The organism is Rhodopseudomonas julia, from assembly GCF_030813515.1.
GTDB classification, from domain to species: Bacteria; Pseudomonadota; Alphaproteobacteria; order Rhizobiales; family Afifellaceae; genus Afifella; species Afifella julia.
Genome location: NZ_JAUSUK010000002.1, coordinates 1,118,985 through 1,132,947, shown reverse-complemented (window position 1 = coordinate 1,132,947; position 13,963 = coordinate 1,118,985). Strand labels below are relative to the sequence as shown.

Annotated in this window: 10 protein-coding genes and 1 tRNA gene; 3 read left to right on the top strand and 8 right to left on the bottom strand. The window is 61.9% G+C overall.

What is annotated here, in order from left to right:
• Positions 1–281 precede the first annotated feature (281 nt).
• The 7 genes from J2R99_RS14615 to J2R99_RS14585 form a co-directional block, all read right to left on the bottom strand.
• Complete coding sequence (locus J2R99_RS14615) at positions 282–1,055, bottom strand: tetratricopeptide repeat protein (RefSeq protein ID WP_307155136.1); 774 nt, start codon at positions 1,053–1,055, stop codon at positions 282–284.
• Positions 1,042–2,766, bottom strand: coding sequence for a dihydroxy-acid dehydratase (ilvD, locus tag J2R99_RS14610; RefSeq protein ID WP_307155135.1), 1,725 nt, complete (start codon positions 2,764–2,766; stop codon positions 1,042–1,044). The genes J2R99_RS14615 and ilvD overlap by 14 nt, the downstream gene beginning before the upstream one ends.
• A 280-nt stretch (positions 2,767–3,046) precedes the next feature.
• Positions 3,047–5,752, bottom strand: a complete 2,706-nt coding sequence (locus J2R99_RS14605; protein ID WP_307155134.1) for a valine--tRNA ligase — start codon at positions 5,750–5,752, stop codon at positions 3,047–3,049.
• A 151-nt stretch (positions 5,753–5,903) separates the two neighbouring features.
• Positions 5,904–6,593 (bottom strand): PopZ family protein, encoded by a 690-nt coding sequence (locus tag J2R99_RS14600; protein WP_307155133.1) that lies wholly within the window; start codon positions 6,591–6,593, stop codon positions 5,904–5,906.
• A 362-nt stretch (positions 6,594–6,955) separates the two neighbouring features.
• Positions 6,956–8,338, bottom strand: a complete 1,383-nt coding sequence (locus J2R99_RS14595) for a TolC family outer membrane protein (protein ID WP_307155132.1) — start codon at positions 8,336–8,338, stop codon at positions 6,956–6,958.
• Between the two features lie 149 nt (positions 8,339–8,487).
• On the bottom strand, positions 8,488–9,144 hold the full coding sequence (locus J2R99_RS14590) for a protein-L-isoaspartate O-methyltransferase family protein (RefSeq protein WP_307155131.1): 657 nt from the start codon (positions 9,142–9,144) through the stop codon (positions 8,488–8,490).
• A gap of 194 nt (positions 9,145–9,338) precedes the next feature.
• Positions 9,339–9,412: transfer RNA gene (locus J2R99_RS14585), tRNA-Cys, on the bottom strand.
• Positions 9,413–9,572: 160 nt separating this feature from the next.
• Between J2R99_RS14585 and J2R99_RS14580 the strand changes: the two genes are divergently transcribed.
• The 3 genes from J2R99_RS14580 (at position 9,573) to J2R99_RS14570 (ending at position 12,484) form a co-directional block, all read left to right on the top strand.
• Positions 9,573–10,562, top strand: coding sequence for an aminotransferase class I/II-fold pyridoxal phosphate-dependent enzyme (locus J2R99_RS14580; protein WP_307155130.1), 990 nt, complete (start codon positions 9,573–9,575; stop codon positions 10,560–10,562).
• The gene (gene cbiB, locus J2R99_RS14575; RefSeq protein WP_307155129.1) at positions 10,559–11,524 is read left to right on the top strand and encodes an adenosylcobinamide-phosphate synthase CbiB; all 966 of its coding nucleotides are present in this window, start codon (positions 10,559–10,561) and stop codon (positions 11,522–11,524) included. The genes J2R99_RS14580 and cbiB overlap by 4 nt, the downstream gene beginning before the upstream one ends.
• A gap of 225 nt (positions 11,525–11,749) precedes the next feature.
• A complete protein-coding gene (locus J2R99_RS14570; protein WP_307155128.1) occupies positions 11,750–12,484 on the top strand; it encodes a cycloisomerase in 735 nt (244 codons plus the stop codon).
• Positions 12,485–12,486: 2 nt separating this feature from the next.
• Here the strand turns inward: J2R99_RS14570 and J2R99_RS14565 are convergent, their stop codons facing one another.
• Positions 12,487–13,962, bottom strand: coding sequence for a cobyric acid synthase (locus J2R99_RS14565; RefSeq protein ID WP_307155729.1), 1,476 nt, complete (start codon positions 13,960–13,962; stop codon positions 12,487–12,489).
• Position 13,963 lies beyond the last annotated feature (1 nt).

The window sequence follows — 13,963 nt, the reverse complement described above, 5'->3', positions numbered from 1 at the left end:
CGGCGACCAGGCCACCGACGAATCTGTCACCAAGCACTTGCCTCATAAAGCGCATGGCGAAGTCTTGCCCGATCACGGACAGGAAGCCAATGCCAAAAAGAGGAAACTCAGAGGAAGGAATTCAGTCCGGCCCGGCTGCCGGCGTGGACGAGACAGTCAGCAGAGAGAGAGAGAGAAAGAAAGAAAGGTGCTATCGAGACAGCCGTCGACGGGACAGCGGCAGTGTTGGTCGATGAACGTATCTGAGGAAACGGAGCTCGAGACGGCGGAGCGAAGAAAAGCTATTTCGTCTTGCTCTTGGCGAGGTAATCCTCCGCCAGAGCCATTGCCGTGCGACGGTCGTTCTCGCTTGCGGCCGCGAAGGCCTCCTCGTGGAGCGATTGAATGGCATCATCGCCACGGTAGGAATTGCGCGCGATCGAGAGCCACATCAGCCCCTTCACTGCATTGCGCCGGATGCCGATGCCGTCGAAAAGGAGCCGCCCGAATTCAGCCTGTGCCTGCGCATGTCCCTTATCGGCCGCGAGCTTCAGCCAACGCGCCGCCTGACGGTCGTTCTTCTCGCCGCCGCGGCCGTTCAAATACATCATGCCAAGCTGGAATTGTGCCTCCGGATCGGCGAAGTAGGAGGCGGCATAGGAATAAAAGCGCCGTGCCTTCCCCTCATCGGCGACGACCGTTCCCACAATCCCGTCGCGAAAATAGCCTGCAAGCGCGACGAAGGCATCGGATACGAAGCGCGCATCCGAGCCGCGCGGGTTGCCGTCGGCATAATCGTTGGCGATCTTGGCGAAGATCCGAAAGGCGTGCGCGTCATCCTCGCTGACGCCGTCGCCCGTGGCATAGATACGCCCGAGCTTCCACAACGCGGCGGTGTGTCCTTTGTCCGCGGCATAGGACAAAGCTTCCAGAGCCTCGGCAGTATGGCCCTGTTTGTATGCGAGATACCCCTCGCGAAACGCCTCGCGAGCCGACATATCTGGATCGAAGGCGAAAGCGGGCGTCGCCATCGCCACCGCCAGACACGCGGCAGGCAGAACACTACTGATCCGCATAGCACACCGTTTCCACCGCGCCGCCCGGATGCGTCACGGCACCTTTTCGCGCCGCTCCGACGGTCTGCGCGTATTTCCACAAAGCGCCGGAACGATAATCCGTCTCTCGCGGCGTCCACCTCTGGCGTCGCCGATCCAATTCCGTGTCGTCGAGCTCGACCGATATCGTACCGGCCTCAGCATCGATCTCGATAATGTCGCCATCCTTAAGGAGAGCGATCGGTCCGCCAACGGCCGCTTCCGGCCCGACATGGCCGATGCAGAAACCGCGTGTCGCGCCGGAGAAGCGTCCATCAGTGATCAACGCCACTTTGCTGCCCATGCCCTGCCCATAGAGGGCAGAGGTGGTAGACAGCATTTCACGCATCCCAGGCCCGCCTTTCGGGCCTTCGTAGCGGATCACCAGAACGTCTCCCTCCCGGTACTGACTGCTCCGCACGGCCTCAAAACACTCCTCTTCCGTATCGAAGCAGCGCGCCGGACCTTTGAAGCGCAGATTGGTCATGCCTGCGACTTTCACGATCGCGCCATCAGGGGCGAGATTTCCGGAAAGACCGACCACGCCGCCTGTCGGGCTGATCGGTTTGTTCGCGGGATGAACCACGTCCTGCTCATCGTTCCACTGAACATGTTCCAGATTTTCGGCAATTGTGCGGCCGGTGACTGTCATACAGTCCCCGTGCAAGAATCCGTTATCGAGGAGCGTTTTCATCAACAACGGGATGCCGCCCGCCTCGAACATATCCTTGGCGATATACTTTCCGCCGGGTTTGAGGTCGGCGATATAAGGCGTGCGCTTGAAAATCTTTGCGACCTCGAAGAGGTCGAAATCAATGCCGCATTCATGCGCAATTGCCGGAAGATGCAGTCCGGCATTGGTGGATCCGCCGGAGGCCGCAACCACCGTCGCGGCATTCTCCAGAGCCTTACGTGTCACGATATCGCGCGGACGGATCTGGTGAGCGATAAGCTCCATGATCTGCTCGCCGGCCGCATAGCAGAAACGGTCCCGGAATTCGTAAGGCGCGGGAGCGCCCGCCGAATAAGGCAGCGCCAGCCCGATCGCTTCGGAAACCGTTGCCATGGTGTTGGCGGTGAACTGCGCCCCGCAGGCGCCGGCCGAAGGACAGGCAACCGATTCCAGCTCGGCAAGATCCTCATCGGAAAACTCGCCACTCAGCCGCTTTCCGACGCCTTCGAAGACGTCGAGGACGGTCACCTCCTTGCCGCGAAAGCTCCCGGGCAGGATCGTGCCGCCATAGATGAAGATCGACGGCACGTTGAGCCGCACCATCGCCATCATCATTCCCGGCAAAGATTTATCGCAGCCGGCAAGGCCGATAAGAGCATCGTAGCAATGCCCCCGCATAGTGAGCTCGACGGAATCGGCAATCACCTCGCGCGACGCGAGGGAAGCCTTCATGCCGGCGTGACCCATGGCAATCCCATCGGTCACGGTAATGGTGGTAAACTCCCGGGGCGTACCTTTGGCCGACGCAACACCCTTCTTGACGACCTGCGCCTGCCGAGACAGCGCAATGTTGCACGGCGCAGCCTCGTTCCAGCAGGTCGCCACACCCACGAAGGGCTGATGGATTTCCTCAGCCCCGAGACCCATCGCATAGTAATAAGAGCGATGCGGCGCACGCGACGGCCCTTCCGTCACATGGCGGCTTGGCAGACGTGACTTATCAAAACTTTTCGCGTCCATGCCCCTACGCCCCATGAACTTATGCCCCAGGTGGAGCCTTCGTCATAAAGCTCCGCCTGCGCTTCGTTTATGACTGAAACGTGGCGCTTGTTAATGGGTCTAAGGGGCTGAGCTTCTTGCGCTAAGCGGCTGTTGCGCAATGGCCACAGCGGCACCCTGCCCTCGACGCCGGATCGCGTGACGAAACGAGAGCAGGACGAGAAACGCTTCGGCAGGTGGCCAAGGGCGTCGAGAGGGATTGGCAACGGGGCCGCCGCAACGGCCCCGTCAAATGCTCCGGTCAGTGCGTGTCGCTCAGCCGTCCAAGCGCAGCCGCCAGACGCTCTCGGTCGGCCACGTATTCGGCCCGCTTCTCGCGTTCTGCCGCCACGACTTCTTCAGGCGCCCGGGCGACGAATTTCTCGTTGCTGAGCTTCTTGTCGAGGCGTGCGATCTCACCATCGACCTTGCTGATCTCTTTCTCAAGGCGGGAGCGTTCGGCATCGAAATCGATCACGCCTTCAAGTGGCAACGCACAGGTCGCCTCACCGACGAGAAACTGCGCCGCGTTCTTGGGCACATCCGGCGCGGTCGAGATGGCATCCACCCGCGCCAGGCGTTCGATCGCCGCCTGATGACGGGCAAGCCGCTCCTGCGTCAGCTCCGAGGCCGCACAGACGACGAGTGGCGTGCGCGCACCCGCCGGCACGTTCATTTCCGCACGGACGGATCGGATTGACGACACGAGCAGAACCAACCAGTTGATGTCGTCAGCTGCAGCGTTGTCGTCAAAGACACTTTCCGGCCAGGACGCGAGAGCCAGAAGCCCGGCCTCCCCTCCACCGAGTTCATCCCAAAGCGCCTCGGTGATGAATGGGCTGAAGGGATGCAGAAGCTTCAGGATATCGACGAGAGCACGGCCGGCGACCGCCCGTGTCTCGGCGGCGGCCTCTTCATCGTCGCCCTCGAGAACCGGCTTGATGAGCTCCAGATACCAGTCGCAGAACGTGTCCCAGACGAAGTGATAAATCGCGTCGGCCGCCTCGTTGAAGCGGTAGGCGGTGATCCCTTCGGTGACCGCGGCGACAGTGCGGGCAGCTTCCGTCAGGATCCAGCGATTGACGGGCAGCTTCGCATCAGCCGGATCGAAATTCGCGTCCAGCCGACAGCCCTTCATCTGACAGAAGCGTGCGGCATTCCACAGCTTGGTGCCGAAATTGCGATATCCTGCAACACGTTGCGGAGAAAGCTTGATGTCACGTCCCTGCGCCGCCATGGCTGCCAGCGTGAAACGCAACGCATCAGCACCAAACTCCTCGATGAGTTCGAGCGGATCGATGACGTTGCCTTTCGACTTCGACATCTTCGCACCGTGCTCATCGCGCACGAGGGCGTGGATGTAGACGTCCGCGAAAGGCTCCTGCTTCATGAAATGCAGTCCGAACATCATCATCCGGGCGACCCAGAAGAAGATGATGTCGAAGCCGGTCACGAGCACGTTCGTCGGATAATAGCGGGCGAGCTCAGCCGTCTCGTCTGGCCAGCCGAGCGTCGAAAACGGCCAAAGTGCAGAGGAAAACCAGGTATCGAGCACATCCTCGTCGCGGGTGAGTTCCACCTTGCTGCCGTAATGACGCGATGCGGCGGCCTCCGCTTCCTCCTCGGAAGCCTCCACGAAGACCTTGCCGTCCGGCCCGTACCAGGCCGGAATCCGATGCCCCCACCAAAGCTGGCGCGAAATGCACCAGGGCTGGATGTTCTCCATCCACTCGAAATAGGTCTTTTCCCAATTCTTCGGAACGAAGGTCGTGCGGCCTTCACGGACGGAGGCGATGGCAGGCTTCGCCAAAGTGGCGGCATCCACGTACCACTGGTCCGTCAGGAACGGCTCGATCGGCACACCGCCGCGATCGCCGTGCGGCACGACATGGACGTGCTCTTCGACCTTCTCCAAAAGGCCCAGCACATCCATCATCGCCACGACTTTGTCGCGCGCCGTGAAGCGATCGAGCCCGTGGAGGGCCGCGACAGTCCCGGCGAGCTCGGCGCTCTGCGGCACGTCGCGCAGAAAGTCTTCGTTGCCATCGAGAACGAGATTGGCCTCGACATCCATGACGTTGACCATAGCGAGGTCATTCCGCCGCCCGACCTCGAAATCGTTGAAGTCGTGGGCCGGGGTAATTTTCACAGCGCCCGAGCCCGCTTCGGGATCGGCATAATCGTCCGCCACGATCGGGATCCTGCGCCCGACGAGCGGCAGGATCACGTGCTTGCCGATGAGATCGCGGTAGCGCTCGTCTTCCGGATGCACAGCCACACCCGTATCGCCCAGCATGGTTTCCGGCCGGGTGGTGGCGACGGTGATGGATCGGCCTTCCTCGCCCTCGATCGGGTATTTGAAGTGCCAAAGATGCCCCTTCATCTCGACCTGTTGCACTTCGAGGTCGGAGATCGCCGTCAGAAGCTTCGGATCCCAATTGACGAGGCGCTTGTCCTTGTAGATCAGCCCTTCCTTGTAGAGCTGCACAAACACCTTGATGACCGCGGCCGACAGCCCCTCATCCATGGTGAAGCGCTCACGCGACCAATCACAGGAGGCCCCGAGCCGTTTCAGCTGATTGAGGATCATGCCGCCCGACTCGGCCTTCCAGGTCCAGACCTTCTCCACGAAGGCCTCCCGGCCGATATCGCGTCGGCCAGGCTCCTGACGCTGCATCATCTGCCGCTCGACGACCATCTGCGTGGCGATGCCCGCATGGTCCATGCCCGGCTGCCACAGGACGTCCCTGCCCTGCATGCGGTTATAGCGCACGAGCACATCTTGCAGCGTGTTGTTGAGTGCGTGCCCCATGTGCAGGGAGCCGGTCACGTTCGGCGGCGGGATGACGACTGCGAACGTGTCTGCGCCGGGTTCCGCACCGGAACCGGCACGGAAGGCATCGGCATCAAGCCATTTCTGGGAAATACGAGGTTCGACGTTCTGAGCGTCGAAGGTCTTTTCTAACATGAGGGAAACGCACCATGGGCCCGGAAGCGGGCGCTGAAACCGCCGCGGTTAAACTGGTGCGCCCGCCGCCTGTCAACAAGCGGTCTGGATCAGCAGCCGTAACGGCTGCGAAGAAAAGGGTCGCCGCGACTGAGGGCCGCGACGGGTTTGATCAGCGACGTCCGCGGGAAACGCGCTCGATCTCTTCTTTGACGAGCCGCTCCACAAGCGGGGGCAGATTGTCATCGAGCCATTCTTTGAGCATCGGGCGCAGCATCTCGGAAACGAGATCCTCCAAAGTGCGCGCGTTCTGCGACAGAATGGTATGCGCCAACGAACTGAAGGCACCGGATACCGCCTCGTCCGCGTCCTCAGACAAGAGCCGATCATCGGCGCGCATACGCGCATCATAAGTCGTCATCGAGCTAGGCTCCTTCGCTGCCGGCCTTGCCGTCTCGAATGTCTCTGGCTCTGCGCGATGGCCAAAGGAAGGCTGCACGGCTTCCGTCATCGCCGGTTCGGCAGCCTTCGGCTCCTCAACCGGCTCAGGCTCCTCCGCCGGCTCAGGCTGCGACGACTGAGGTTCAACACTGACGGCAGTCTCGAATGGGGCGGAGAAATCCGGGAAATCATCCTCGTCATCGTCCGCCGCTTCCTCGGCGCCAGACGTTTCCGAGACGGCTTCCGCCTCGGCGGCGGCAGGTGCTTCAACAGGTTGCGGGGAGACAGGCTGAGGCGAACTCGCAACGGGTTCCGCCTCGTCATCCTCGATGGCAACACGCAGAGACCTCGAAGCACGCGCCTCCGACTTGTCGCCGTCCTCGGAAATGATCTGGCGGATCGACGCCAAGATCTCTTCCATGGTCGGTTCCTGTGCCGCGCTCGGATTAGCCATAAAATGCTCCCTGGGCAGAGGCCTTAGCCTCCACACATCGAATCGCTTTGGTTGTACATGCGCATTTGAAGGTTAAAGAAAGCCCATCGCCAGGGGCTTAAGAGCATAATCCCCAGGACGGGCGAGCCCGATGCCGGCACCATCCGACGGCACGAATCTCTTTAGGCTGGCTGCGGAGAGAGAGGGAGGCCTCTGGGCGCCGGGCGACACCGGCACCGATAAAGCAGCGCAGGAGCGCGCCAAACAGAGAAAATGCAACGTTTCTCCGGCTCTGGCAGGCCTACGCGCCTGGGGAGCCGGCAGCAACTAGGAAAGCAGCGTCGCTCGCCTCAGCGACCGTCAGGCGTTCTCAGCCCGAACCACTTGTCTTTCACGGCCTCGTAATGGGCTTCAGCGTGATAGCGCTCGACCGGCAGGTTGAGCCCATCGGCATTGAGCCGGCCAACGGCAGCGAGCAGTGAGAAAGCGGCCACGATGCGGTCGCGCTGGCTGACCACGCGATTGACATTGGCGTCGAGAAGCGTGCTGCGGGCATCCAAGACATCGAGCTGGGTGCGCTGTCCGACCCGCTGCTCCTCGATCACGCCCTGCAGGGCGATATCCGAAGCGGCGACCTGGGCCGTCGCGGCGAGAATCGAGGCGTTCGTCGCCTCCAGAGTTCCCCAGGCCGCAACGGTCGCGGCGCGCACCTGTTCGCGCGCCACATCCACCTCGATGCGTCGCTGGCCAAGGAGCTCCTTCGCCTGCCGCACCCGGGCCGAGACCGAGCCACCCTGATAGATCGGGATCGAGACACGGCCCATAATTTGCGCCGTCTCGGTATTGTCAGGCCGTCCGACTCCGATCTCTTTCTGCAGATTGCCGGTCACGCTGACCGTCGGCAGAAGCTCGCCCTCGATGCGCTTTGCATCATAGGCGGCAGCGTCCATGGAATATTGCGCGGCGATGATGGACGGATGCCGGTCGAGACTGAGCGAAAGCGCCTGCTGAAGCGAGCTCGGCAATTTATTCCGGAACGGGAACGTCAGCTGAAGATTTTTGGCCTCGTGGCCGACGACCTGTCGGTAGATCGCCTTGCTGGCGACGAGATTGGCCTCAGCGAGGCTGAGATTGGATTGGGCGAGACTCAACTCGGCGCGCGTCTGCGCCACGTCCGTGCGGGTATTCTCACCCACATCGAAGCGGTCTTGCGACGCCCGCAATTGCTCATCGAGAAAGTCGATATTTTGGCGCCGCAGACGCAACAACGCCTCGTCACGCAGCACATCCATATAGGCTTCGGCCGCATCGAGCAGGACACTCTGGACCGTGCTTTCCAGGGCGAAGCGACTGGCATAAACGTTCGCTGTCGCACCGCTCACGGAGTTGCGGGTTTGAAACCCGTTGAACAGGTTCTGCTGAACCTGGACGCCGACTGCGAGGTCGGAGGTGTTGCGGCTGAAATCAGCCCCGACGCGCCCAGAACGTGCATAGCCGCCGGTATGAGTGCCATCGATTTCGCCGTAGGCGGAGACCTGAGGGCGATTGCCGGCCTTGGCGATCGGCACGTTCTCGTCGACCGCGCGCGTTTCGGCACGCTGAGAGTTGATCGTCGGGTTATTCCAATAGGCTGAGGCGAGAGCCTCGGTGATGCTCTCTGCTCCAGCCGGAGAAGCCAGAAGCGTAGCGGCGAGAACAACGCCCAGGGAGTATCTACACGGGGTCAAAAGCACGACGTCTACCGGAAGCTGCGACCGCCGCTCGCGGTCATATGGGTTTTAACATCAGATGCACGAAACTCGTCGCTTTTGCTACGACCTCCGGCATTTCTATTTTCGCCTGCGGCCCTTCTGCAACACCCGGCAATCGGGCATCAAAGGCCTTAAAAAACGAATTCGCGCTTGCGTTCAAAGCCCGGAATGATTGGCGCACTCGCATCGAGGACCGGCCTGCCGCTGACATTGGTGCCAACCCGCGAATAGAGCATCACGCGCCCCGCCTCGCTGTTCATCTCGATCGCAGCAAGACGGCCATACTCGCTCAATTGCTCGAAAATAGCCGGTGGAATCACCTCGATTCCCCCTGCGATGAGAATCGCATCGTAAGGCCCCTCGGAAGGATAGCCCTCGGTGAGTGATCCCTCGACGATCGCGACATTATCGATTTTCAAAGAGACCATATTGGCCTCCGCAGCGTGACGAAGCTCCTCGTCCGGCTCGACGGCGACGACCGCTTCGGCAAGACGCGCCATGAGCGCCGAGGCATAACCGCGTCCGCAGCCGAGATCGAGGACCACCTCTTTGGGCGTGATTTCCATCGCCTGAATGATTCGGCCCATAAGCGCTGGATTGAGAAGCACGCGTCCTGGCGATTCGAGCGGCAGGTCCAGGTCGGAATAGGCAAAGGGTTGCTGCACGCCGGACACGAAACGCTCGCGGGGCACATTCAGAAACGCCTGAATGAGTTCACGATCGGTGACGTCCCGGGTACGGATCTGGTTGTCGACCATCCGCTGACGCAGGATTTCATTGTCTGTCATGGCTCGTTCCTGACCGTTGCGTCGTCTTTCCTAGCGGGGGCCGAGCGGTGCGACAAGCAAGGTCGCCTGCAAACATGGCGAAGCCCGCAGAAAGAGCTGCAAATCGTAGCTCGAGACCGTCTACGGCATCTCAACGAGAGGCTGTAAACTCGTCGTCGGAGGCTTGAGGCATCTCTGCGAGGATGGGAGGGCTCTGGAGGCCTCGCCCGGAATCGAACCGGGGTATACGGATTTGCAGTCCGCTGCGTCACCACTCCGCCACGAGGCCAGAGGCGCTCCCGTAGCAAAGCTTTGCCGGTCCGACAAGCACAAGCAGCCCCCGCGGCAAAAAGATGCTGCGAAGGGCTGCATCCCGCTTTTTGGGGAGCGCGGCTCTCGTCGCAGGACCTTTGTTTGCGCTATGAGGCCCGCGGGCAAAGGGAAACGAAATGTATCACGGCGGCGACCCGGCGGCGGCAGCGGCACTTTACGGCATTTTGCGCGATGACTGGCTCGATCTGTCGACGGGTATCAATCCCCACGCATGGCCGTGGCGGCAACGTGTCGAATTTGACGATGTCGCCCTCGAGCGGCTGCCTTCCCGGGGTGACCTGGAATCTCTCACCACCGCAGCAAGAGCCGCCTACCGGGTGCCGGACGAGACGGAGATCTTGCCCGTTGCCGGCATCGAGCCGGTGATCCGCCAACTCCCCTCTCTCGTGAGGAAGGCGGTTCTTCTCGACACATCGTACGCGTCCTATCGCACGGCTTTCGACGACGAGATCCCCGTCCTCCGCGGACCGAGCGAGATCCCTGCGCGATCCAGCGTCATCCTGGTCAATCCCAACAATCCCGACGGCCGAATTCTATCGCCGGAGACGATTCTCTCGCTCGCAGAGAGCCGGCAGGACGCTGATCTCGTCGTGGTGGACGAGGCTTATGAGGACGCGCTGAGCGAGCGGGCTTCGGTGGTCCCGCTCATGAGCCGGATGCAAAATCTCGTCGTGCTGCGTTCTTTCGGCAAATTCTATGGTCTGCCCGGGCTGCGCCTCGGCTTCATCATCGCTCATCCGCCAACAATCGCACCGCTGCGTGAGCGCCTCGGAGACTGGCCGGTCTCGCAGCTGGCGATCACCATCGGTCGTCATGCGCTCGCCGACCGGGAATGGCAGGAAAAGACACGCCTCAGGCTCGACACGCAGGCACACGAACTCCGGGCACTCCTCGCGGCCCATGCTCTGCAGTTCGAAAGCCAGTCGCCGCTGCTGGCCTTGATCCGCGACGACCGTGCGGCCGAGATGCACCGAGGCCTTGCTGCGCACGGCATTTGGACCCGCATCTTCACCGACCGACCGGGCTCGCTCCGCCTCGGGCTTCCAGGCGACGAGAGCGAGTTTCGTCGGCTTGAGGTCGCTTTAAAAGAGATTTTGCCGTCATGAGCCGTCTTGCCGTTCTCGCCCTCGGCCTTCTGATCGACCGGCTCGTCGGCGATCCGGACGAATTGTGGAAGAAGATCGGCCATCCGGTCGCCTGGATCGGACGCTTGATCGAGGGTCTGGATCAAGGCCTCAACGATGAACGAAAAACCGGCGAGGAGCGCCGCAAGCGGGGCATGCTGGCCATCGCCGTGCTGATTGGGCTAGCGGTCTTCGCGGGTGTCGTCCTGCAACGAATCGCGACAGCACTTCCCCTCTCCCTGATCGTCGAGGCGCTGATCGTTTCCGTCTTCCTCGCTCAGAAAAGCCTTTTGGAGCATGTTCAGGCCGTCGGCGACGCCATGGCAGAGGGCGGCATCGGCCCGGCACGGAAAGCCTTGTCCTGGATCGTCGGCCGCGACGTCACGCAGCTCGACGAAGCGGGCGTCAACCGCGCAGCACTCGAATCGCTCGCAGAGAATTTCTCCGATGGGCTGGTGGCACCTGCCTTCTGGTACCTTATCGGCGGGCTTCCCGGCCTCCTCGCCTACAAAGCGCTCAACACCGCCGATTCCATGATCGGACATAAGAACGAGCGCTATCAGGATTTCGGCTATGCCGCGGCGCGCCTCGACGATCTGGCGAATTATGTGCCCGCTCGCCTCTCTGCTCTCCTCATCGCGGCGGCCGCAATTTTTGCCGAAGCCTCCCCGGGAAAAGCCTTGAAAGCAGCACGGCGCGACGCACCGCTCCATCGCTCCCCGAACGCCGGCTGGCCGGAGGCTGCGCTCGCCGGTGCGCTGGGCCTCGCCTTCGGAGGACCACGGCGATATGGAAGCGAAGCGGTCGAGGGCGTTTGGTTGAATGCCGAAGGTCGCCGCGAGGTGACGCTCAAGGATCTCCGCCGCGGGCTGAGGCTCGCCGACGCGACATGGCTGCTCGGTCTGGCACTCGTGGCCGTCGGCGCGCTTCTGATCTGGGGGTAAACGGGCGCGACCACGCGCCCTCGCCGAAGCGTCACAGGAGTGAAGCACGGGCGACACGCAAAATCGCAATGACGGAGCGTTCCATCTCTCAGGAGACGCTCATGTTTCGAATCGCGTGTTGCTCCCTCACTGCCCTCCTCATTCTCGCCACCTCCGCCCTGGCGCAAGAAGGCATCAAAGAACCCACCGGCACGTTGTAAGAGCGAAACCATTCGCTCTTACAACGTGCCGGAGGCCAATCAGGCCGTCGGGGTCGACGAGGCATTTTTTTACGCGGTCGATAATCGCACCATCGCCAAATACGCCAAGGAGACGGGCGAGCGCGTCGCAATCTTCGCCCGCGCCAAGGGCGGCGCCGTGAAGCATTTCGACAGTGCCACCGTCGTTGACGGCAAGATCTATGTCGCCCATTCCAATTATCCGGAATGGCCGATGACGAGTTCGGTCGAGATCTTCGACGCCGCAACGCTCGACCATCTGGAAAGCCACAGCCTCGGGATCGATCGGGGCTCGCTCACCTGGCTCGATCGCAAGGACGGCGTCTGGTATGGGGCCTTTGCGAATTACAATCGTGTCTTCGAGCGCAGCCAGCAGGCCTATGGCAACAAATACGCCACCCAGCTCGTGCGTTTCGATGACGATTGGCGCGTCGCCGAAGCCTGGGTCCTGCCCGACGCGCTGCTGGAAAAATTCGACGACATGAGCAATTCGGGTGGCTCGTTCGCTCCCGACGGCAATCTCTGGCTGTCCGGTCACGATCCGGCCGAAATTTATAAGATGGAATTTCCCGAATTCGGCTCCGTCATGCGCTGGGTGGCCACGGCCCCGGCGGAAATCGCCGGCCAGGGCATCGCCTGGGACCGTTCCGAGCCCGGCGTCATCTACGGGATTGTTCGCGATGAACGCCGGGTCACGGCGACCCGCATCGACCTGCCGAAAAAGCAGGCCGCCACCGAATAATCTCAGGCGCTCTTGCGCTCGTGCGAATCGCGAGAGGCGCCGATCTCAAAAATCTGGTCGAGCGACAGATGCTCTTCGAGATGCTGCGCCAGGGCGTCGAGGACCTCTTCGACGCCCTCGTCATAGCGCGCACTGCTTGTCGCACCGAGATTGGCGAGGAACGCCCCTCTGAAAGCGTCGGAGCCGAAGAGGCCGTGCGCATAGGTGCCCATGACGCGCCCGTCATAGGCAACGGCTCCATCCGGGCGCCCTTCGAGCTTGGCGAAAGGTTCGGAGCGGCCGGGCCCCACGGTCTCGCCGACATGGATCTCGTAGCCTGAAAATTCGGCCCCCGAGGCCATGTGCACACCTCGCACCGGCACCGTCGTCTTGTCGGCGGTGAGGTTCGTGGTGACGTCGAGAAGTCCGAGGCCACGCACATTCTGAGGAGAGCCTTCGATGCCGTCCTTGTCTGCGATGAGACGGCCGAGCATCTGAAACCCTCCGCAGATCCCGAGAACGTGACCGCCACGGCGCACATGCGCCGCGATGTCGATATCCCAGCCGGCCTCGCGCAGCACCGCCAGATCCGCGATGGTGGACTTCGAGCCCGGAAGAAGCACGAGATCCGTGTCGCCCGGCAGAGCCTCGCCCGGCTCAAGAATGACGAGTTCGACGGCAGGCTCCTGCCGCAACGGGTCGAGGTCATCGAAATTGGCAATCCGGCCGAGACGCGGCACCACCACTTTCACCGTGGCAGCACCCTTTTTCGGTGTCTCCGCTGGCTCTTCGAGCCCGAGCACATCCTCTGCCGGGAGCTTCGCAGCGCCCGGAAAATGCGGCACGACCCCGAGCCCAGCCCAACCGGTACGCCCTTCGATGATCCGCATACCTTCGTCAAAAAGCGTAACATCGCCACGAAAGCGATTGACAATAAAAGCTTTTATGAGAGAGCGATCGGCCGCATCAAGAATTGCATGCGTGCCGACGAGGCTCGCGATCACGCCGCCGCGCTCGATATCTCCAGCGAGAATAACCGGCACGTCGGCTGCCAACGCAAAGCCCATATTGGCGATGTCGCCCTCACGCAAATTGACCTCCGCCGGGGAGCCCGCCCCTTCGACGACAACGATATCAGCAGCATCGAGCTGCCGATTGAAGCTGTCCATTACGGCGCCGAGGAACTCGGGCTTGCGCACCGTGTAATCGCGCGCCTTCAGCGTCGCTACGCGCTGTCCCTGCACGATCACCTGGGCGCCGATATCGCTTTCGGGCTTCAGCAGAACCGGGTTCATGTGCACGGATGGCGGCACGCGGGCGGCCAGCGCCTGCGTCATCTGGGCCCGTCCGATCTCGCCGCCATCCGCCGTCACGCCGGCATTGTTCGACATGTTCTGCGGCTTGAAGGGTCTCACCTTGAGACCCCGATTGCTGAAAGCCCGGCAAATACCGGCAACCAGAAGCGACTTGCCGACATGCGAGCCGGTGCCCTGGATCATA